19 protein-coding genes are annotated in these 19,938 nt (G+C 76.0%); 9 read left to right on the top strand and 10 right to left on the bottom strand.

The genetic code is table 11. The features are described from left to right. The first annotated feature begins 13 nt into the window (after positions 1-13). Positions 14-1,147, top strand: coding sequence for a hypothetical protein (locus SM611_RS23260; protein ID WP_371952004.1), 1,134 nt, complete (start codon positions 14-16; stop codon positions 1,145-1,147). Between the two features lie 4 nt (positions 1,148-1,151). Then, entirely contained in the window at positions 1,152-1,775 is a 624-nt protein-coding gene (locus tag SM611_RS23265) for a TetR/AcrR family transcriptional regulator (protein ID WP_371952005.1), read from the top strand. Here SM611_RS23265 and SM611_RS23270 read toward each other — a convergent pair. Continuing rightward, on the bottom strand, positions 1,762-3,054 hold the full coding sequence (locus tag SM611_RS23270; protein ID WP_371952006.1) for a hypothetical protein: 1,293 nt from the start codon (positions 3,052-3,054) through the stop codon (positions 1,762-1,764). The genes SM611_RS23265 and SM611_RS23270 overlap by 14 nt on opposite strands. Before the next feature lie 108 nt (positions 3,055-3,162). Between SM611_RS23270 and SM611_RS23275 the strand changes: the two genes are divergently transcribed. Both SM611_RS23275 and SM611_RS23280 read left to right on the top strand, forming a co-directional pair. Next, positions 3,163-4,248, top strand: coding sequence for an NAD(P)H-dependent amine dehydrogenase family protein (locus SM611_RS23275; protein ID WP_371952007.1), 1,086 nt, complete (start codon positions 3,163-3,165; stop codon positions 4,246-4,248). 27 nt (positions 4,249-4,275) lie between these two features. Beyond that, positions 4,276-5,013: a glucose 1-dehydrogenase gene (locus SM611_RS23280; RefSeq protein ID WP_371952008.1), complete on the top strand. Its 738-nt coding sequence runs from the start codon at positions 4,276-4,278 to the stop codon at positions 5,011-5,013. Between the two features lie 38 nt (positions 5,014-5,051). Here SM611_RS23280 and SM611_RS23285 read toward each other — a convergent pair whose 3' ends face one another. From SM611_RS23285 to mftA, 7 genes are all read right to left on the bottom strand, one after another. Beyond that, positions 5,052-6,197, bottom strand: a complete 1,146-nt coding sequence (locus SM611_RS23285; RefSeq protein WP_371952009.1) for a PP2C family protein-serine/threonine phosphatase — start codon at positions 6,195-6,197, stop codon at positions 5,052-5,054. 44 nt (positions 6,198-6,241) lie between these two features. Beyond that, complete coding sequence (gene mftF / locus SM611_RS23290; RefSeq protein WP_371952010.1) at positions 6,242-7,714, bottom strand: mycofactocin biosynthesis glycosyltransferase MftF; 1,473 nt, start codon at positions 7,712-7,714, stop codon at positions 6,242-6,244. Next, positions 7,711-8,475 carry a mycofactocin biosynthesis peptidyl-dipeptidase MftE gene (gene mftE / locus SM611_RS23295; protein ID WP_371952011.1) on the bottom strand — a complete coding sequence of 255 codons (765 nt, stop codon included), beginning with the start codon at positions 8,473-8,475 and terminating at the stop codon, positions 7,711-7,713. Before mftE ends, mftF begins: the two co-directional genes overlap by 4 nt. A 1-nt stretch (position 8,476) precedes the next feature. After that, entirely contained in the window at positions 8,477-9,679 is a 1,203-nt protein-coding gene (gene mftD, locus SM611_RS23300) for a pre-mycofactocin synthase MftD (protein WP_371952012.1), read from the bottom strand. 66 nt (positions 9,680-9,745) lie between these two features. Then, on the bottom strand, positions 9,746-10,993 hold the full coding sequence (gene mftC, locus SM611_RS23305) for a mycofactocin radical SAM maturase (protein ID WP_371952013.1): 1,248 nt from the start codon (positions 10,991-10,993) through the stop codon (positions 9,746-9,748). Beyond that, on the bottom strand, positions 10,990-11,265 hold the full coding sequence (gene mftB / locus SM611_RS23310) for a mycofactocin biosynthesis chaperone MftB (RefSeq protein ID WP_371952014.1): 276 nt from the start codon (positions 11,263-11,265) through the stop codon (positions 10,990-10,992). The genes mftC and mftB overlap by 4 nt, the downstream gene beginning before the upstream one ends. A 16-nt stretch (positions 11,266-11,281) precedes the next feature. Next, positions 11,282-11,401 carry a mycofactocin precursor MftA gene (gene mftA / locus SM611_RS23315; protein WP_371952015.1) on the bottom strand — a complete coding sequence of 40 codons (120 nt, stop codon included), beginning with the start codon at positions 11,399-11,401 and terminating at the stop codon, positions 11,282-11,284. A gap of 103 nt (positions 11,402-11,504) precedes the next feature. Here mftA and mftG point away from each other — a divergent pair, with 103 nt between their 5' ends. Next, the gene (mftG, locus tag SM611_RS23320) at positions 11,505-13,067 is read left to right on the top strand and encodes a mycofactocin dehydrogenase MftG (protein WP_371952016.1); all 1,563 of its coding nucleotides are present in this window, start codon (positions 11,505-11,507) and stop codon (positions 13,065-13,067) included. Between the two features lie 19 nt (positions 13,068-13,086). Here the strand turns inward: mftG and mftR are convergent, their stop codons facing one another. Beyond that, positions 13,087-13,722: a mycofactocin system transcriptional regulator MftR gene (gene mftR, locus SM611_RS23325; protein ID WP_371952017.1), complete on the bottom strand. Its 636-nt coding sequence runs from the start codon at positions 13,720-13,722 to the stop codon at positions 13,087-13,089. Positions 13,723-13,765: 43 nt separating this feature from the next. Between mftR and SM611_RS23330 the strand changes: the two genes are divergently transcribed. Both SM611_RS23330 and SM611_RS23335 read left to right on the top strand, forming a co-directional pair. Further along, a complete protein-coding gene (locus tag SM611_RS23330; protein ID WP_371952018.1) occupies positions 13,766-14,992 on the top strand; it encodes a CoA transferase in 1,227 nt (408 codons plus the stop codon). Further along, positions 14,989-16,380, top strand: coding sequence for an amidohydrolase family protein (locus tag SM611_RS23335; protein WP_371952019.1), 1,392 nt, complete (start codon positions 14,989-14,991; stop codon positions 16,378-16,380). The genes SM611_RS23330 and SM611_RS23335 overlap by 4 nt, the downstream gene beginning before the upstream one ends. Before the next feature lie 87 nt (positions 16,381-16,467). Here SM611_RS23335 and SM611_RS23340 read toward each other — a convergent pair whose 3' ends face one another. Further along, positions 16,468-17,943: an MFS transporter gene (locus SM611_RS23340; RefSeq protein ID WP_371952020.1), complete on the bottom strand. Its 1,476-nt coding sequence runs from the start codon at positions 17,941-17,943 to the stop codon at positions 16,468-16,470. 166 nt (positions 17,944-18,109) lie between these two features. On the opposite strand from SM611_RS23340, the gene SM611_RS23345 reads away from it, so the two are divergent. Both SM611_RS23345 and SM611_RS23350 read left to right on the top strand, forming a co-directional pair. Further along, positions 18,110-19,267, top strand: a complete 1,158-nt coding sequence (locus tag SM611_RS23345) for a sensor histidine kinase (RefSeq protein ID WP_371952021.1) — start codon at positions 18,110-18,112, stop codon at positions 19,265-19,267. Continuing rightward, the gene (locus tag SM611_RS23350; RefSeq protein WP_371952022.1) at positions 19,264-19,923 is read left to right on the top strand and encodes a response regulator; all 660 of its coding nucleotides are present in this window, start codon (positions 19,264-19,266) and stop codon (positions 19,921-19,923) included. Before SM611_RS23345 ends, SM611_RS23350 begins: the two co-directional genes overlap by 4 nt. The last annotated feature ends 15 nt before the right edge of the window (positions 19,924-19,938 follow it).

A 19,938-nucleotide genomic window follows, 5' to 3' on the forward strand; every position in this document is an offset into this window, starting at 1 on the left:
CGAGGAGCCAGGAATGGACCACTCGTGCGACCCGGTGGCCGAGCGCGTCGCCGAGGGACTCGGCTTCTCCTGCCGGGACGCCGATCCGCTGGTGACCGTCCGCGACCCGTTCGGCCTGGAGAACGGCACCATGCCGGTCCTCGAACTGCTCATCGTCGGCGGCGCCGTGTTCGCCCTCGTCCACGCCTGGCGGCGGTGGCGGCGCGACGGCGACCCGGTCAACATCTCGCTGTGGTTCGCCTCGGTCGTCTACCTGGCCGTGATCGAGCCGCCGCTCTACTTCCCGGGCTGGTTCGGCCTTGAGGAGCACGTGGGGTTCATCTTCTCCCACAACGTGTTCACCGTGCAGTTCATGTACGACCGGCTGCCGCTCTACATCGTGGCGTTCTATCCCGCGCTGTCGCAGCTCGCGTACGAGCTGGTCCGGGCCCTGGGCGTCTTCGCGCGGCGCGGGCCGCTGGCCGGCTCGGTCGCGGTCGCGTTCGCCTGCCAGGTCTTCTACGAGATCTTCGACCAGCTCGGGCCCCAGCTGAAGTGGTGGGCGTGGAACCCCGCCAACACGATGATCAACGAGCCGGCGCTCGCCTCGGTGCCGATGAACAGCATGCTCCTGTTCGCCTCGGTCTCCTTCGGCGCGATGACCTACCTGGTGGTCCGCCTGGTCGGGCCGGGGGACGGCCGCGCCGCGCTCCCCGGCCGGCAGGTCGCCTGGCGCACCGTCCTCGCGGGCGCCGCGACCCCGCTCGCGATGATCATCGTGAGCGCGCCCAGCGGCGCCTTCCGCGGTGAGGACCGGCTCGGGATCCAGCGCGCCGTCCTCGGCGCCGAACTCGCCGTGGTCTGGATCGCCGGGCTCTGCCTGCTCGCGGACGCCTGGCGGGCACGGCGCGCCGATCCGGCGCCGCCCCCGGCCGCGTCACCGCTGTTCGTGCGCACCTATCCGGCGCTCTACCTCGGCGTCCATGTCGTCCTGTGGCTGGTCGCCCTGCCCGCCTACCTCGCGTCCACCGACGGCGTCACCGAGCAGGGCACGCCGATCGGCAGCCTGTGGTACTCCGCCCTGTGCGCCCTGGCCGCGACCGGGGTCCTGCTGGCCGCACTGCGCGCGACGGCCGCGCGAGCGGCCGCCGAGCCTGTGCCATCCTGAGATCATGGCGCACCACGGCTGGGGAGGCCGGCCCCCCGCATCGGACGCCGAGGCCCGTCAGCGCATCGTCGACGCGACCGCCCGCTGCGTCGACAGGCACGGCGCCGCGAAGACGACCCTGACCGACGTCGCCAACGAGCTCGGCGTCACCCGGCAGACCGTCTACCGCCACTTCGACCGGATCACCGACATCATCGGCGAGGTGGCGGCCCAGGGCGCGGAGTCGTTCGTCGACCGGCTGATCGCCCACCTGCGGGGCATCGGCGACCCGGCCGAGGCCGTGGTCGAGGGCATGGTCTTCTGCGTGCGGACGATCCCGACCGAGCCGCGGCTGAGCCTGCTGCTGCAGCTCACCGACTCCGACGCCTTCGGCCGCGGGGCCACGACCGCGGACGTCATCGCCTACGGCGCCCAGATGCTGCGGCGCTACCCCGTCGACTGGGAGGCCGCCGGGGTCGGCGCCGACGACCTGCACGGCCTCGCCGAGATCATCATGCGGCTGCTGACGTCGCTGCTCCAGCATCCGGCGGACCCGCCCCGGGACGAGGCCCGGCTCCGCGCCCTCCTCACCCGCTGGCTGGCCCCCGCGCTGTCGGCGGGCCCCGGGCGGGCCGTCAGACCGGGGTGATGGGCAGCGACCGCCGGGGTTCGAAGGTGAAGCCGGCGCCGGTGCTGAAGCGCACGACGGCGACCTCGCCGGCCTCGGGGGCCGGCTCGTCGCGGCGGACGACGGTCAGCCGCCATTCGCCGCCGGAGCCCGTCGCGGCGGCCTCGACGGCGAGGTGCGGGTCGACGGCGCGGACGATCGCCTGCAGCGGCGCCGTCCAGCCGGGGCCGCACAACGAGATCCAGGCGCCGTCCTCGTGGGCCGGGGACGGCCGGACGGCGATGCCGTCGGTGCCCGCGTCGGCGTCGACGTAGGCCGCGGGGTTCAGGATCGGGTGCAGCGCCAGGAGGCGGGCCGCGCCCTCCGCGCCGTCCGGCAGGTCCAGGACGCGGGCGAGCCGTTCCGCGGCGATGCCCGCGATGCCGACGAGCTGCTTGCGGCGGATCCGGAGCAGTTCGCCCGCGTCGGCGGCGCGTTCGGCCACGGCGAGGGTGAAGGCCCGGTTGAGCAGGTGCATCTGCAGGCAGACCTCGTCGGCGATCCGGGCCAGCGCGGAGTGCGAGAAGGCGGCGAAGTCCAGGTCGGAGAGCAGGGGGCCGGAGTAGTCGGCGAGGCCGTCGTCGGCCGGGTCGATCGGCGCCAGCTCCAGGGTCGCGGCGCGGGAGCGCTCGTTGTCGGCGAGCAGCGGGATGCCCCGCGCCTCCGGGTGGGACTCGTCGATGACCACGGTCCACGCGCAGTGGGGGTGCCGGTCGGCGGGCGTGCGCGGCGGGCGGTGGATCGGCCGCACCTGCGCCTTCGGGTTGGTCGCGACCGCGGTCGCGTCGAAGGTGGGGTCCTCGATGTCGTGGCACATGGAGCGGACGTAGTCGTCGCCCATCGGCTCGACGTCCATCAGGGCGCCGCAGTGGTCGAGGTGGAACTCGCCGTGCCACCGGTCGTGGACGGTGTAGCGGAAGTCCATGAACTGCGGGGGAGCGCCGATGTCGAGTTGCAGGCCCTTGAAGATGGTGGGGACGTCGCCCTTCCCGGGGACCTCGGGGGCGTAGCCGAGGGCCCGCTGCATCCGCCTGGTGTAGATCGGGCTCGCGGCCGCCCACTCCTCGATGGCGATCTGCGCCATCCGCTCCCGGCCGAACGCGGAGATGCACCACGCCATCCCGGAGCGGTCGATGAGCTGCCCGATCAGGAGCAGCTCGGGGACGACGGCCGCGAGCCGCTCCCGGGAGAGGGCGGCGTAGCGGCCGGCGGGCGCCGCCGGCAGGTCGGGGTCGTGCGTCAGCCCGGTTCCGTTGCGCATGGCGCCATGCTAGAACGTGTTCTACAGTTTTTGGAATACTGACTAGACAGCTGTCCAGCTCAATGGCCGGCGACCGGGCCGGCGCCGTCCCACCCCCGGAGGAGCAGCATGGCCATCCGCGTCCTGCACGTGGCGACCGGCAACGTCGGCCGCATCGCCCTGGGGCAGCTGATCGAGGACCCGCGCTTCGAGCTGGCCGGGCTGGTCGTGTCGGACCCGGGGAAGGTCGGCCGGGACGCCGGTGAGCTCGCCGGCCTCGGCACGGTCACGGGCGTGCGGGCCACGGACGACCTGGACGCGGCGCTGGCCGTCCGGCCGGAGTGCACGGTCTACTGCGCGATCGGCGAGACCCGGCTGTTCGAGGCGCTCGACGACGTGCGGAGGATCCTCGCCTCGGGCAGCAACGTCGCCGCCTCGTCGCCGGTGCCGCTGATCTACCCCTGGGGCCTGCTCCCGGACCGCATGATCGACCCCATCGAGGACGCCTGCCGGACCGGCGGGACGAGCGTCTTCGCCACCGGGGTCGACCCCGGTTGGATCAACGACCTGCTGCCCTTCGCGATCGCCGGCACCTGCCAGCGGGTGGAGCAGGTGCGCTGCTCGGAGATCGCCGACTACGCGTCCTACGACGGCGGTCCCGTCCTGTTCGACTTCATGGGCTTCGGCCGGCCGGTCGGCGACCTGCCGAGGATGTTCAAGCCGGGCATCCTGGCGGCGTCCTGGGGCGTCAGCCTCCGGATGCTGGCCCGCGGGTTCGGCTTCGAGCTCGACGACATCACCGAGTGGTTCGAGCAGGAGCCGGCGCCCGAGGCGTTCGACGTCGCCGCCGGGCACATCCCCGCGGGCGGGGTGGCCGCCATGCGGTTCCAGATCCGCGGCGTCGCCGGCGGCAAGGAGGTCCTCGTCATCGACCACACGACCCGGCTGCGCGGCGACCTGCGCCCCGACTGGCCGCAGCCGGCGCAGGACGGCGGCTCCTACCGGGTCGAGATCGTCGGCGAGCCGTCCTACCGCGTCGACGTCTGCCCGACCAGCGCCCGCGGCGACCACAACTACGCGGCGATCGCCTCCGGCGCCGGGCGCCTCGTCAACGCGATCCCCGACGTCGTGGCGGCTCCGCCGGGCCTGCGGACCCCGCTCGACCTGCCGTTCAACACCGCCCGCGGCGTGTTCGCGGCGGCACTGGCCGGCTAGCACCCCGACGACAGAGAGGACCCGGCGATGGGACGTGTGGACGGGAAGGTCGCCCTGATCAGCGGCGGCGCGCGCGGCATCGGCGCCGCGAGCGCGCGGGCGCTGGCGGCCGAGGGCGCCAGGGTCGTGATCGGGGACATCCTCGACGACGACGGCCGGAAGGTCGCGGACGAGCTGGGCGACGCGGCCCGCTACGTGCACCTGGACGTGACGGACCCCGGCGACTGGAGCGCCGCCGTCGAGACCACCGTCGCCGAGTTCGGCCGCCTGAACGTGCTGTTCAACAACGCGGGGATCGCCAACGGCGCCGCCATCCAGCGGTTCACGCTGGAGAAGTGGCAGCGGATCATCGACATCAACCTCACCGGCCCGTTCCTCGGCATCCGCGCGGCCACCGACGCGCTGATCGCGGCGGGCGGCGGCTCGATCATCAACAACTCCTCCATCGAGGGCCTGCGCGGCACCTCGTGGGCGCACGGCTACGTGGCCTCGAAGTGGGGGCTGCGCGGCCTGACCAAGTCGGTCGCCATCGAGCTGGCCCCGCACGGCGTCCGGGTCAACTCGCTGCATCCGGGCCTGATCCGCACCCCGATCACCGAGGGCATCCCCGACGACATGGTCCCGATCCCGCTCGGGCGCCCCGGCCAGCCCGAGGACGTCGCGTCCTTCGTGGTCTTCCTGGCCAGTGACGAGTCCTCCTACGCCACCGGGTCCGAGTTCGTCATCGACGGTGGCACCGTCAACCAGATCCCGCACAAGGGCTGACCGCGGCCGGGCGACCCGGCCCGCCACCCGGTAGCGCGTCACCCGTCCTCGGCGGGCGGGTGGAGGGACCTCCTGCGGAGGGCGAGGAGGGCCGTGTCGTCCGCCAGCCGCCCGCGGGTGTGCTCCTGCAACTCACGGTGGACGGTCGGCGCGATGTCGCCCGGCGGGAGGTCGCTCCAGGCGGCGGCGCGCTCGTCCAGGGGGAAGAAGGCGCCGGACGGGTCCCGCGCCTCGGTGACCCCGTCGGTGCACAGCAGCAGCGTGGTCCCGTAAGGGAAGTCGAACCATGTGACGGCGCGCGGACCGGGGGCGAGGGAGGCAAGCCCCAGCGGGAGCGACGCCTCGCCGAGAGGGACCCGCCCGGGCTGCTCGCGGTCCAGCAGGACGGGCGGGACGTGCCCGCAGTCGATCGCCTGCACCTTCGTCTCGGAGCCGATGCCCAGCACGAGCGCGGTGACGAACCGCTCCGCCCCGCCCGCCTGCGCGGCGAACGAGTTGTGGCGCAGCACCGTGTTCTCGAGGGCGTCGACGACGGCGGTGAGGGTGCGCTCCGCCAGGGCCGCCTGGCGGAAGGAGTTGAGCACGGCGAAGGCCGTGCCGATCGCGGGCAGGCCCTTTCCCTGGACGTCGGCGATGAAGACCCGGCTGCCGTACGGTGTCGCCACGACCTCGTAGATGTCGCCCCCGACCAGGCTGTCCTCCTCCAGGGGCTCGTACAGGCCGTGGACGATGAGCTCGTCGGTGGTGAGGGGGAACGGGCGCAGGATCTGGCGCTGCAGGGCGGCCGCCGCGGACCGCAGCCGGATGATCTCCCCCTCGTGCCGGACGCGCTGCGCCGACTGCGCGACGCTCAGGCCGTTCAGCGCGACGGCGAAGAGGATCACGCTCACGTTGTCCGCCACCGAGTCCAGGGGGCTGCGGATCAGCGAGCCGGCGATGACGAGGGTCGCCCACACCGACGCGACCGCGGTCTGCCGGACCGTCCCGCGCCCGGAGATCAGGGTGGGCAGGAAGACGAGGAACGGGGCCAGCCCGGTCTCACGGCGGAGGACGACGCCGGTCACCGCGAGCACGGCCGTGATCACCAGGAGCCACGAGATCACGACCGTCCACGACAGCGGTGCGGCGCGCCCGCCCCGCCTGGTGGCGGTGTCCGGGCCGCCCGGCTCGTTCGAGGTGCGCACGCTGGCCCCGGCCCTCCCCGCAGGTGGTCGACAGGGCCATCATTCTAGTGACCGTCCGGTCGCCGGCCGTGACGGCGGGGCCTCGGCGCGTCCGGGAGCCGGACGTCCGGGAGCAGGGGAGCGGCGGAGCGGGCGCGGAACGCGGCGGCCGTCACCCCCGACCCGTAGGCGGCGTCCTCGGCGAGCCGCAGGACGGTGTAGCGGACGGGGTCGACCGCGGGGCGCTCCCGCAGCCACTCCACCGCGATCGGGGCGAGCATGGCCAGGGTCGCGGCGCGGGCCACCCGGCTGCGCGGGGCGGCGGCCGCGGCGGCCAGGCCGGCGGGCCACCATTCGCGGCGGAGCGCGTGCCCGAGCGCGGCGGCGTCGGCGACGGCTCCCTTGGCGACGATGGCGACGGCCAGGCTCCAGTCGGCGGGCAGCCGGGACAGCCGCCGGGCGAGCAGCGCCGCGGCGGCGCCCGCGCAGGCCGCGGCGGGCGCCGGGCGGCCCGCCGCGAGCAGGCCGAGGGCCGCGAGGTTCCAGACCGAGGGGCGGGCGGGGGCCAGCCGGCCGGGATGGCGGCGGGCCAGGTCGGCGGCGGAGGTGCCGTACTCGTGGCGCCGCCGCGCCCAGTCGACCGGGTGCAGCCTCGGCGTGTGCCGGACCTCGGCCGCGGGCTCGTACCGGACGTTCCACCCCTGGTCCGCGAGGCGCCAGACCAGGTCGACGTCCTCGCCCAGCCGGAGCCGCTCGTCGAAGGGGGAGCCGCCCAGGGCCGCCACGCGGACGAGCAGCGTCGCCGTCGGGACGAAGCCGGGCCTGCCTCCCGGCCTGACCAGCGCGGGCGTGCGCCCCATGTCGAGCGCGGACCGGGCGTCCTCGTACCGGGCCAGGAGCCGGGGGTCGCCCGGCCGCGGCACCACCCGGGGGGCGACGGCCGCGACGCGGGGGTCGTCGAAGTGCGGCATGAGGACGTCGAGCCAGCAGGGCTCGGGGCGGCAGTCGGAGTCGACGAACGCGGCGAACTCCGTCTCCACGAGCCGCAGCCCGGTGTTGCGCGCGGCGGCGGGCCCGCGGTTGCGGTCGTGGCGGACCAGCCGCGCGCCGTGCGCGCCGGCGGCGCGGGCCAGCGGCCCGGGGTCGGGGGACCCGTCGTCCACGACGACGGCGGGCACGCCCTTGACCGCCGCGAGCGCCGCGTCGAGCTCCTCGGCCCGCCCGTAGGCCGGGATCACGACGGTCACGTCGTGCGGGCCGGGGCGCGGCGCCGGGAGCGGCCGGGCCAGGCCGTGGTCGAGGAGCCGGCGGGCGAGCGCCCGCCCGACGGCGGAGTCGTCGGCGAGGCCGCGCGGGCCCGCCCGGTGCAGCGCCGCGAGGTGGGGCAGGGCGGCGTCGCCGAAGCGGACGACCTTCCAGGGCACCCCGCCGGTGGCGACCCGCCCGCCCGACCGGAGCGACGTCCGCCGGTCCAGCGCGACGGCGAAGCCCGCCGGGAGCGCGAAGGAGCGCCGGCCCGCCCCGCCGGGGCCGCTCACGGCCGCGGTCCCGGTGCGGGGACGGCGGGGTCGAGGAGGCGGCCGCGGGCGTCCGCCCGCCCGCCGCCGATCCGCCGGGCCGCCGACACCGCCATCGACGCCAGGATCTCGCGGCCCCGTTCGGCGGACGCCCCGGCGGGGTCGCCGAGGACGCCGGACGGGGAGACGGCGCGGACGCCCCGCGCGATCAGGTCGGGCATCAGCTCCGCCAGCGGGCGGGCGTCGCCGGCGACCGCGTCGAACGGCCGGACGAGGTGCGGCGCCAGGTGCAGCATGACGGACGTCTCGGTGAACCCGGCGTGGGCGTCGCCGCCCGGGGCCTCGCAGCCGGTCCAGGCGACGTCGTGGCCCTCGCCGCGCATCGCCTCCACGGCGCCGTCGAGGGTGGGGACGTTGCCGCCGTGCCCGTTGACGAAGACGATCCGCCCGGCCCACAGCGACAGCGAGCGGACGGTCTCCACCAGCACCGCGCGCAGCGCCTCGTGCCCGAGGGAGACCGTCCCGGGGAAGCCGGCGTGCTCGCCGCTCGCGCCGTACGGGATCGGCGGCGCGACGAGCACCGGCCGCGCCGGCCGAGACCGCCGCGCCGCCAGGGCGGCGGCGGCGCGCTCGGCGACGGCCTGCGCGATCACGGTGTCGGTGGACAGCGGGAGGTGCGGCCCGTGCTGCTCGGTCGACCCGGCCGGCACGAGGACCAGCGGCTCCGCCCCGATGCCCGGCCAGGCGGAGTCCGCCAGCGCGCGGCCCGCGCCCTCGGACACCTCAGCCCGCCGGGGCGCCGGGCGCCTCGCCGCCGAGCGTCAGGGCGAAGCCGGGCGGGACGACCAGGTCGTCCGGGCGCAGGTCGGCGACGCCCGCGCGGCCGAGGCCGAGGACGGCGGAGTCGAGGCCGCCGCGCATGATGTCCAGGACGTTCTCCACCCCGGCCTGCCCGTTGGCGGCCAGGCCCCACAGGTAGGCGCGGCCGATGAGCACGGCGCGGGCGCCGAGCGCGAGCGCCTTGGCGACGTCGCCGCCGCGCCGGACGCCGCCGTCCAGCAGCACCTCGACCTGGTCGCCGACCGCCGCGGCGATGGAGGGCAGGACCCGGATCGTGGCGGGCGTGGTGTCGAGGTTGTTGCCGCCGTGGTTGGAGACCGACAGGGCGGTGACCCCGGCGTCCACGGCCTTCCTGGCGTCGTCGACGCGGGTGACGCCCTTGAGCATGAACGGGCCGCCCCACTCCTTGCGGAGCCACGCCACGTCCTCCCAGGTGGGGGGCGGGGTCTGCATCCATTCGCCGTAGGCGCCGAAGAAGGTGGGGGCCGGGCCGTCCGCGGGCTTGAGGTTGGGGGTGGTGAGGTCGGGGATGCGCCGGGTCCGGGCGAACCGCCACAGCCAGCCGGGGTGCGGCAGGACGCCGGGCGCCAGCTTCACCGCGGTCCTGAAGTCGATCTTCTCGGGGATGGTGGGGCTGCCCCAGTCGCGGCCGTTGGAGAACGACCAGTCGAGCGTGGCGATGAGCCCCTTGGCCCCGGCCCGCCTGGCGCGGTCCATGCGCTCGACCATGGTGTCGCGGTCGCCGCTCCAGTACATCTGGAAGAACACGTTCGGGTTGGCGGCGGCGACCTCCTCGACGGGCTTGCTGGCGAACGAGCTGAGCCCCATGATGACGCCCCGGTTGGCGGCGGCGCGGGCCACCGCGACCTCGCCCTCGGGGTCGACGGCCTGGACGCCGGTGGGGGAGATCAGCACCGGCATCGAGGTCTCGACGCCCATCACCGTGGTCGACAGGTCCCGGTCGGCGTGGTGTCCGGCGACGCGGGGCGCGAAGCCCAGCTCGCCGAACGCGCCGGTGTTGCCGTCGACCGTCCGGCCCCGCTCGGACCCGGCGACGAGCGCCCCGTACACCATGCGGGGCAGCCTCTTCTCGGCCCTGCGCTGCGCCTCGGCGACGGTCTCGAACCAGGGGTTCTTCAAGGGCATCGGTGTGTCTCCAAGCCAGGGGTCGGCGGGGGCCGCGGCCCCCGCCGGGTAGGGATCGGACGTGGGTCAGCTGAGCCGCAGCCCCGCGAGGGGGTCTTCGGCGCAGTCGCTCACCGGGGGACGGTCGAGGTCCGGGCGGCGGGTGAGCCGCACCGGCACGGGTCCGCGACGGCGGGGCGCGGTGCGGCGCGAGTGGTCGGCGGACGGCTTGGGGATGCCCGCCCGGTCCTCCGGCCGCTGGGCCAGCAGCGCCTCGCCGTGGCCCTGGACGCATTCGGGGTCGGGGCCGTCCAGCGGCAGGCCGGTGAAGAACTTGGCGGCCATGCATCCGCCCTTGCAGGTGTCGTAGAACGCGCAGGACGTGCAGGCCCCGCCGTTCTGCGGCTCGCGCAGGCTCTGGAACAGCTCGGACTCGCGCCACACCCCGGCGAACCCGCCGGGCCGCCGGACGTTGCCCGCGAGGAACTCCTCGTGGATGGCGAACGGGCAGGCGTACACGTCGCCGACCGGGTCGATCAGGCAGACGACCCGTCCGGCGCCGCACAGGTTCAGGCCGGGGAGGGCCTGCCCGTAGGCGGACAGGTGGAAGAACGAGTCGCCGGTCAGGACGTCCTCGCCGTGGGCGACGAGCCAGTCGTACAGTTCGCGCTGCTGCTCGGGGAGGGGGTGCAGCTCGTCCCAGACGTCGGCGCCGCGGCCGGACGGGCGCAGCCGGGTCAGCCGCAGCTGCGCGCCGTACTCGTCGGCGATGGCCTTGAACTCGTCCATCTGCGGGATGTTGTGCCGGGTGCACACGACCGACAGCTTGAAGTTCTTCATGCCGGCGTCGCGCAGGTTGCGCATCGCGCGCATCGCGGTGTCGTAGGAGCCGGGGCCGCGGACCGCGTCGTTGACGCCGGGGGTCGCGCCGTCCAGGGAGATCTGCACGTCGACGTAGTCGTTGGCGGCCAGCCGCCGCGCCGCGTCCGGGGTGACGCGGACGCCGTTGGTGGAGAACTTCACGCCCACGTGGTGGGACGTGGCGTAGTCCAGCAGCTCCCAGAAGTCGGACCGGACGGTCGGCTCGCCGCCGCCGATGTTGACGTAGAAGACCTGCATGGCCTCCAGCTCGTCGATGACGGCCTTGGCCTCGGCGGTGCTCAGCTCGCGCGGGTCGCGCCGCCCGGAGCTGGACAGGCAGTGCGCGCAGGCGAGGTTGCACGCGTAGGTGAGTTCCCAGGTCAGGCAGATCGGCGCGTCGAGCCCGTGCTCGAACAGGTCGACCAGGCGGGTCCCGGGCGCGGGTTCGGCGGGCGCGGATCGGGTGGTGGTCATGGCGTCCTTTCGACGACCATCCGCGACCGGACCAGGGCGGCCAGCGCCGCGGTGTAGCGGGCCAGGTCGGAGGAGGGGACCCCGGCCGCCGTGCAGGCGGCGCGGGCGGTGGGCGCGTCCCCGAGGGTCTGGACGACCTCCAGCAGGCGGCGGTCCTTCAGGAAGGACAGCTTGCGGGTGCCGAAGTGGTAGAGGAGCGCGCCGAAGGGTTCGGGCCGCACCGAGACCTGCGGGTGCAGGTCCCAGGCGCGGTCGAGGTCGATCCCGGGCATGAGATCGCCGCGCGGCCTAGTAGACGCCGCACATGCCGTCGATCGAGACCTCCTCGATCAGCGACTCCGCCGCGGCGAGCTCGTCCGCGGTGTCGTCGGCCCGGCTCTCGGCCTCACGGTCGGGGGCGTTGTCCATGGATCCTCCTTAGCCGTCGCGCGCCATCGGCCGCACCGGACGGGGTGCGGTCGTGCCGCTTGTCCGCGATACTAAATGCATCGAGTGTCAAAAGGAAGACGGGGTGGGCGACGTGGTGGGACGCGGCGCGCGCCGTCCTGACGTGATCGTCGTCGGCGCGGGCGGCGGCGGCGCCGTCCTGGCCGCCCGCCTCAGCGAGGACCCGGGACGCGAGGTCCTGCTGCTGGAGGCCGGGCCCGCGCCCGCCGCGCGGTCCGCGTTCCCGCCGGAACTGCTGGACGCGCTGGGCGTGCCGGGCGCGCGGCGCGGGAGCGCGGCCGTCCGCTTCCACCCCGCCCGCCTGGCGCCGGACCTGCCCTACGAGGCGGCCAGGGGCCGGTACCTCGGCGGCTCGACCACCGTCAACGGCGGCTACTTCGTCCGGGCCCGGCGAGAGGACTTCGACCGCTGGGCGGCGGACGCGGGCGACGGCCTCTGGTCCTACGAGCGGGTGCTCCCCTTCATGCGGGCCCTGGAGACGGACCTCGACCACGGCGCGACCCCGCTGCACGGCGGCCGGGGGCCGGTTCCCGTCTCCCGCACCCGGCTGCGGCACCCCGCCGCCGCCGCGTTCCAGGCCGCCGCCCGCGAACTGGGCCATCCGGATGAACCCGACAAGAACGCGCAGGAGCCGCCCGGATTCGGGCCGCTGCCGACCAACACCGCGGACGGCCGGCGGATCAACACCGGGATCGCCTACCTGCTCGGCGCCGCGGCCGGCCGGCCGAACCTCACGGTCGTCGGCGACCGCCCGGTGCGGTCGGTCGTCGTGAAGCGGGGCCGGGCGACCGGCGTCCTGGCCGGGAGCGCCCTGGTGGAGGCGCCGGAGATCGTGCTGTGCGCGGGCGCCTTCGCGTCCGCGCACCTCCTGCACCTGTCGGGCATCGGCCCGGCCGGCGACCTGGCCCGGATCGGCGTCCCCGTCGTCCACGACCTGCCGGCCGTCGGGGCCGCGCTCAGCGACCATCCGCAGGCGGTCGTGGAGTGGACGCCCTGGCGGCCGATGGACGAGCCGTCGGGCTCCTGGCTCGGCGGCGCCCTCCACCTGCGCTCGTCCGGCGGGAACGCGGCCGGCGACCTGGAGGTCCTCCAGTCGCTCGTGCCGTTGGACGGGCTGCTCGGCGGGACGGCCTCGGCGCCCGGCGCGCCGCTGCCGTTCCTCGTGTCCGTCCAGACGCCCCGGCGCACCGGCGGGCTGCGCACCGTCTCGGCCGACCCCGGCGTTCCGCCCCGGATCGACTACGGCTACCTCGGCGCCGAGGCCGACCGGCGCCGGATGCGCGAGGCGGTACGGGCGGCGGCGAACGTGGTGGCCGCCGCGGCCTTCGGCGCGGTGTCCCGGGGGCTGGTGGAGCCCGGCCCGGCCACGCTGGACGACGACCGGCTGCTCGACCGCTGGATCCGGACCCGCCTCGGCACGGCCCAGCACACCTGCGGCACCGTCCCGATGGGGCCCGCCGGCGCCCCGTCCGCCGCCGTCGACTCCCACGGCAGGGTGCACGGCGTGGCGGGGCTCCGCGTCGCCGACACGTCCGTCCTGCCGACCGCCCCGCTGCGCGGGCCCGCCGCGACGGCGGTCCTCATCGGCGAGGTGATCGCCCACGTCATCCGCCGCGAGCTCGGCTGAGCCGCGTCCGCGGGGCCCGCTAGGCGGACGCGTCCTCGTCCAGCATGCTCGCCAGACCCGCCCCCACGTGCCTGATCGCCTCGTCCAGCAGGTCCGAGAGCGGCGGCGGCGTCTCGCTCGACAGCCACTGCTCGTAGGCGGACACGGCGGCGGCGAGGACGACGTAGCCGGTGAGCCGGGGCGGCGGCGCCGACGCGGGCAGGCCGGTGCGCCCGGCCACGAAGCCGCTGACGACCCCCCGCCACGCGGCGTACCGGAGGGTGGCGTCGGCCTGCAGCGTCGGCACGCCCAGGATCAGCTCCATGCGCTGCCGGTGCCAGGGGACGTCCACGGGGTCGAAATGGTTGAACTCGACCACGGCGGCGCGGACCGCGTCCATCATCGGGATGCCCGGGTCGGCCTCGTCCAGCAGCCTGCGCAGCCTCTGCAGGTGCCCCTCGAAGTCGCCCCACACCAGATCGTTCTTGGAGGAGAAGTAGCGGAAGAAGGTGCGCCGCGCGATCCCTGCGGCGCGGGCGATGTCGTCGACCGTGGTCTCCTCGAAGCCCTGCCGGGCGAACAGCTCGAAGGCCATCCGCTCCAGGGCGGCGCGCGAGGTCACGCGCGGCCTGCCCAGGGCCGGGGGAAGCGTCGCCTTGCCGCCGTCCGAACTCACACGTACCAGGTTCCCACCCTTTCGCCCTGAGTAGGGTCGGATCATGCGTGCCGGAGTCGACGCGGCGGCGGCCTGGGCCGAGAGCGGCGCGGCCGCCCTGTCCGGCCGTCCGGACGGCCCGCCCCTGCTGCCGCCCGGGCGGGGCGCGGCGGCCGCCCGCGACCTGGCCGCGCGGTTCGCCGCGCTGACGGGCGCGCCCCGTCTCGACGGCGCGCGCCTGCTGTCCGAGCGCGCCGCGTTCACCGGGCACGGCCGGCGGGGGACGGTGTCCGCGGGCGGCGCCTGCCGCCTCCTGCCCACGGCGGACGGCTGGGCCGCCGTGTCCTGCGCACGGCCCGACGACCCGGCCCTGCTGGGCGCCCTCGTCTGCGAAGAGGTGGGGGACGACCCGTGGCCGGCGGTCGAGGCGTGGCTCCGTGACCGCACCGGCGCGGAACTGGCCGAGCGCGCCGCCCTGCTCGGCGTCGCCGCCGCGCCCGTCCGGCCGCCGGCGGCGCCGGTCGCCCCGCCGGAGCCGCTCGCTCCCCGCCCGGTCGAGGGCGCGCTGGTCGCCGACTTCAGCGCGCTGTGGGCCGGGCCGCTGTGCGCCCACCTCCTCGGCCTGGCGGGTGCGCGCGTCGTGAAGGTCGAGACGCCGAGCCGTCCGGACGGCGCCCGCCGGGGCGACCGCGGGTTCTACGACCTCCTGCACGCCGGACACCGCTCCGTCGTCCTCGACCCGGCCGCGGCGGACGGGCGGCGGGCGCTGGCGGCGCTGGTGGACGCGGCCGACATCGTCATCGAGGCGTCCCGCTCCCGCGCGCTCGCCGGCTTCGGCCTGGACGCCGAGGCGGCCGTCGCCGCCGGGACGCGGTGGATCTCGATCACCGCGTGCGGCCGGGCGTCCGAGCGCGTCGGGTTCGGCGACGACGTCGCCGCCGGGGCGGGGCTCGTGTGCCGCGGCGCGGGCCTGTCCCCGCTCTTCTGCGGGGACGCCATCGCCGACCCGCTGACCGGCCTCACGGCCGCCGTCCTCGCCGCCACCGCGCCCCCCGGCGGCGGCGTCCTCTGGGACGTCTCGATGACGGACGTGGTGGCGTCGACGCTCACGCCCGGACCGCCGTCCCCGAGCACGGTGGCCTTCCCGCACCGCGACGGCTGGGCGTTCGAGACGGAGTCCGGCCCCGTCCCGGTGGCGCGGCCGATGGCTCGGACGCCGAGCGGCACCGCACCCGCCCCCGGGGCCGACACCTCGGCCGTCTTGCGCGAGTTGGGGCTCGCCGCCCGATGAGCGGGATCCTGTTCCGGGACGCCGAGGTCGCCGGGCTCGGCCGGACTGACGTCCGCGTCATCGGCGCCGTCATCGCCGAAACCGGCCGCGATCTCGCGCGCGGGCGCGGCGAGCAGGTCGTCGACTGCGGTGGGGCGGCGTTGATCCCGGGGCTGTGGGACCACCATCTCCACCTTCACGCGCTCTGGGCGTGGCGCCGCTCGGCCCTGTGCGGGCCGCCCGCGGTCAGCGGTCCGTCCGGCCTCGCGGCGGCCCTGCGCGGCGCGCCGCCCGATGAGAGCGGCTGGGTCCGGGGCGTCGGATACGTCGAACGCGTCGCCGGTGACCTGGACGCCGCCGCCCTCGACGCGTTGCGCGCCGACGTCCCGGTGCGGGTCCAGCACCGCAGCGGGGCCCTGTGGACGCTCAACACCGCCGCCGTCCTCAGGGCCGGGCTCGCCTCGGGAGACCATCCGGGGATCGAGCGCGACGCGCGCGGGCACCCGACGGGGCGGCTCTGGAGAGCGGACGCCTGGCTGCGCGACCGGATACCGGCCGGACGCCCCGCCGACCTGAGCGCCATCGGACGCGAACTCGCGCGGTTCGGCATCACCGGCGTCACCGACGCCACGCCCGGCCTCGCCCCCGAGGCGGTCGCCTCGATCGAGGCCGGAGAGCTCCCCCAGCGCGTCCACCTGCTGGGGAGCCCGCTGGAGCCCCGGCAGAGCCGGAACCCGCGGGTGACCGCCGGCCCGTACAAGATCGTCCTGGCCGACTCGGGGCTGCCCGGCCTGGACGCGCTGGCGGAGCGCGTCCGGGCGGCGCACGAGTGCGGCCGGGCGGTCGCCGTCCACTGCGTGACCCGCGAAGCGCTGCTGCTGTTGCTGGCGGCGTTCGCCGAGGCCGGGGTGCGGGACGGGGACAGGATCGAGCACGCCGCCCTCGTCCCGCCCGAGGTCATCGACCGGCTGGCCGAGCTCCGGCTGCGGGTCGTGACGCAGCCGGGGTTCATCGCCGACCGGGGCGACGACTACCTGAGCGACGTCCCCGCCGCCGACCGCGGCGACCTCTACCGCTGCCGCCGCCTGCTGGACGCCGGCGTCCGGGTCGCGCTGTCGAGCGACGCGCCCTACGGGCCCCTCGACCCCTGGCTGGTCATGGACGCCGCGGTACGGCGGCGCGCGAGGTCCGGCGCGGTCGTGGGGGCGGGCGAGTCGATCCCGGCGTCCACCGCGCTCGGCGCGTACCTGGCGGCGGCCGACGATCCGGGCGGCCCGCCGCGGCGCGTCCGCCCGGGCGCCGCCGCCGACCTGGTCCTGCTCCGCACGCCGCTCGGCGAGGCGCTGCGCTCCCCCGGCGCGGGAGCCGTCCGGTGCACCGTGATCGCCGGGCGGATCGCCTTCACCTGAGCCCGCCGGCACGGAGACGTCCCAGTGGCCGGCGTAGCGGCGGCCACGGCGGACGACGCGGCCGTGAACAGTCGATCGGTGCGGCGGTCATGCCGGGACGTCCTGCCTGCGGTGGCCGGCCTGGCCGGCCTGGGCCGGCGGGCCCGTCCCGGGCAGGACGGTGAGGGCGATGAGGACGGCGGCCAGCAGGAGTCCGGCGCCGAGGGTCAGGCCGAGCGCGTACCCGTCGTTGAGGGCGGCAGGGGAGGCGCTCCCGCCGGTGCGGCCGTGCGCGGCGGTGCCGAGGGCCGCCAGCCCGAGCGAGGCGCCGATCTGGCGGGAGCTGTTGAGCAGGGCCGAGGCCGTGCCGGTCTCGCCGGGCGCGACGCCGGTGGTGGCGGTGGAGACGACCGGGGCGAGGCAGAGCCCGATGCCGACGCTGGCGACGACCGCGGGGCCGAGGACGTCGGCGGCGTAGCCGCCGTCCGGGCTGATCATGCCGAACCAGGCGAATCCGGCCGAGGTCAGCAGCCCGCCCATGACCAGGAGCGTGCGCGGCGCGAACCGGTAGCCGAGCTTCACGGCGAGGACGGAACCGGCGACCACGCCGAGGGCGAACGGCAGGAACTCGGCCCCGGCCAGCGCCGGGCCCGCCCCGAGCACCCGCTGCAGGTACAGGGACACGAAGTAGAAGGCGGCGGCCATGGCCGCGCCGACCAGGAGGTTGAAGGCGTTGGCGCCGGCGACCGAGCGGTTGGCGAACAGGCCGAGCCGGACGAGCGGCTCACGGGCGGTGGTCCGCTCGACGAGCAGGAACGCGGCCAGCAGCGCGGCGGCGACCGCCAGGGTCGTCAGGGTGACGGGCGAGGCCCACGCGTGGCGGTCGGTGCGGACGACGCCGAACACCAGCAGCGTCATGCCCGCCGTGGCCAGGACGGCGCCGAGGACGTCCGGGCGGCCGCCGCGGGCCGCGGGCGCCTCGGCGGCCACGCCCCGCCGGGCCAGCGCCAGCGCGGCGGCGGCCATCGGGACGTTCACGAACATCACCCACCGCCAGCCCGCGTACTCGGTGAGCAGCCCGCCAATCAGGACGCCGAGGGCGCCCCCGGCGGCGTTCACCGCGCTCCACACGCCGAAGGCCCGGACCCGGGCCCTGCCCGCCGGGAACGCCGTGGCCAGCAGCGCCAGCGCGGCCGGGGCCAGCGCGGCGGCGCCGACGCCCTGGGCGGCGCGGGCGGCGACGAGGTGGCCGGGCTCCTGGGCGAGACCGCCGGCGAGCGAGGCCAGCCCGAACAGGCCCAGCCCCGCCAGCAGGACGCGCTTGCGCCCGTACCGGTCGGCGGCCTTCCCGCCGAGCAGGAGCAGCCCGCCGAACGTGAGCGCGTAGGCGTGGATCACCCAGGTGACGCCCACCGCGCCGAACCCGAGCCCGGCGGCGATCCGGGGGAGCCCGACGTTCACGACCGACAAATCCAGCGACACCATGAACTGCACGACGGCCACCACGGCGAGCGTGACCCCGGGCCGGCGGCTCTCCGGGCCGGCGTCGCGCGGCGGCCCGTTCTTGACTCGGATCGTTTGCATGCCGGACATCGTCATGTTCGCGCCGGCCGCCGGTCGTCGTGCCCGGGAAGACTCTTGCGCGCGGCACCCGGGGAGCAGGATCGGCCCGGCTACTCCGCCGGGAGTAGCCGCCGATTGCGACGTGCGGCGGAGGTCCGGGGCCGCAAAGGCGTCCTAATCTACGCAGATGAGCTTCATCGACCGGCTGCGGCCGCTCGCCCGGGACCTCCTGCGCGTCGTGGTGGTGGCCGTCCTGCCGCTGGTCTTCGTCCTCGCCGCGCCGGGCTCCGGCGCGGTGGACCTCGTGCTCGTCCTCGCCGGCTCGTCCGCGCTCATCCTCCGCGAGCGGGCGCCGCTGGCGACGCTGATCGTCAGCACGGCGTGCATGCTCGCGGTGAGCGTGCGCGTCGAGCCGGGCCCGTCGGCGGTCTTCCCGGTGCTGGTGGCGGTGTTCATCGCGGTCCAGGCCGGCCACCGGCTGGCCCCGGCGCTGGCGGCCGCGGCCTTCCTCGGCGCCGACCTGGCGGTGAACCTGCCCGGCTCCGGCGGGGCGCTGGAGGACCTGGAGAACACCTCGCTGCTGCTCGGCTGGTTCGTGGCGGCCTCGGTGGCGGCGACGGTGACGCGGCACCGGCAGGCGTATCTGGAGGAGGCCGAGCGGCGGGCCGCCGAGGCCGAACGCACCCGCGAGGAGGCGGCCCGGCGCCGCGCGGGCGAGGAGCGGCTGCGCATCGCCCGGGAGCTGCACGACTCGCTCACCCACAGCATCTCGATCATCAAGGTCCAGGCCGGGGTGGCCGTGCATGTGGCGCGCAAGCGCGGCGAGGACGTGCCGCCCGCGCTGCTGGCCATCCAGGAGGCCAGCGGCGACGCCATCCGCGAGCTGCGCGCCACCCTGGAGGTGCTGCGCGATTCCGGCGCCGACTCCGGCGGCGAGGCGAACGGCGCGGACGGGCCCAGCGGGCTCGACCGGCTCGGCGACCTGGTGGAGCGGGCCCGCTCGACGGGGCTGCCGGCCACCGTCACGGTCTCCGGCATGCGGCGTGACCTGCCCGCCGAGGTGGACCGGGCCGCGTACCGGATCGTCCAGGAGGCGCTCACCAACGTGTCCAGGCACTCCGGCGGCGCGGCGGCGGCGGTGCGCGTCGACTACGCGGACGCGGAACTGGTCGTGCAGGTCGACGACGACGGCAAGGCCGACCCGGACGCGCCGCCCGTACCCGGCACGGGCCTGCTCGGCATGCGCGAGCGCGTCGCGGCGCTCGGCGGCCGGCTGCGCGCCGAGCCCCGCGCCGAGGGCGGCTTCACCGTCCGCGCCGAGCTGCCCCTGGGGGAGCCGTCGTGATCCGCGTCGTGCTGGTGGACGACCAGGCGCTCATCCGCGGCGGCTTCCGCGCGCTGCTGGAGATCGAGGACGACATCGAGGTGGTCGCCGAGGCCGCGGACGGCGAGCAGGGCGTCGCGCGCGTCCGCGAGCACCGGCCGGACGTCGCCCTCGTCGACATCCAGATGCCGGTGATGGACGGCATCGAGGCGACCCGGCTGATCGCCGCCGACGAGCGGCTGGGCGGCGTCCACGTCGTGATCCTCACCAACTACGGCCTCGACGAGTACGTCTTCAACGCGCTGCGCGCCGGCGCCTGCGGCTTCATGGTCAAGGACACCGAGCCCGCCGACCTGCTGCGGGGCGTCCGGGTCGCGGCCCGGGGCGACGCGCTGCTGTCTCCCGCGATCACCCGCCGCCTGATCGGCGAGTACGTCGCGCGCCGCCCCGGGCCCGCGCCCGACGCACTCGACGTGCTGACCAACCGCGAGCGCGAGGTCACCGCACTGGTGGCCCGCGGCCTGTCCAACGACGAGATCGCCGCCCACATGGTGATCAGCCCGACCACCGCGAAGACGCATGTCAGCCGGTCGATGATCAAGCTGCGGGCACGGGACCGGGCCCAGCTCGTGGTGTTCGCCTACGAGTCGGGCCTCGTCACCCCGCGCCGCGGCTGAAGCGGCCGTCCCCGC

It is taken from the genome of Actinomadura monticuli (assembly GCF_041463655.1).
Lineage (GTDB): Bacteria > Actinomycetota > Actinomycetes > Streptosporangiales > Streptosporangiaceae > Spirillospora > Spirillospora monticuli.

Coding starts and splice junctions, on each gene's coding strand:
- SM611_RS23265 (WP_371952005.1), top strand. CDS start 1,152: ATGGCGCACCACGGCTGGGGAGGCCGGCCCCCCGCATCGGACGCCGAG.
- SM611_RS23280 (WP_371952008.1), top strand. CDS start 4,276: ATGGGACGTGTGGACGGGAAGGTCGCCCTGATCAGCGGCGGCGCGCGC.
- SM611_RS23345 (WP_371952021.1), top strand. CDS start 18,110: ATGAGCTTCATCGACCGGCTGCGGCCGCTCGCCCGGGACCTCCTGCGC.
- mftC (WP_371952013.1), bottom strand. CDS start 10,993: ATGACCACCACCCGATCCGCGCCCGCCGAACCCGCGCCCGGGACCCGC.
- SM611_RS23270 (WP_371952006.1), bottom strand. CDS start 3,054: ATGCGCAACGGAACCGGGCTGACGCACGACCCCGACCTGCCGGCGGCG.
- mftA (WP_371952015.1), bottom strand. CDS start 11,401: ATGGACAACGCCCCCGACCGTGAGGCCGAGAGCCGGGCCGACGACACC.
- SM611_RS23260 (WP_371952004.1), top strand. CDS start 14: ATGGACCACTCGTGCGACCCGGTGGCCGAGCGCGTCGCCGAGGGACTC.
- mftD (WP_371952012.1), bottom strand. CDS start 9,679: ATGCCCTTGAAGAACCCCTGGTTCGAGACCGTCGCCGAGGCGCAGCGC.
- SM611_RS23335 (WP_371952019.1), top strand. CDS start 14,989: ATGAGCGGGATCCTGTTCCGGGACGCCGAGGTCGCCGGGCTCGGCCGG.
- SM611_RS23340 (WP_371952020.1), bottom strand. CDS start 17,943: ATGCAAACGATCCGAGTCAAGAACGGGCCGCCGCGCGACGCCGGCCCG.
- mftB (WP_371952014.1), bottom strand. CDS start 11,265: ATGCCCGGGATCGACCTCGACCGCGCCTGGGACCTGCACCCGCAGGTC.
- SM611_RS23330 (WP_371952018.1), top strand. CDS start 13,766: ATGCGTGCCGGAGTCGACGCGGCGGCGGCCTGGGCCGAGAGCGGCGCG.
- SM611_RS23275 (WP_371952007.1), top strand. CDS start 3,163: ATGGCCATCCGCGTCCTGCACGTGGCGACCGGCAACGTCGGCCGCATC.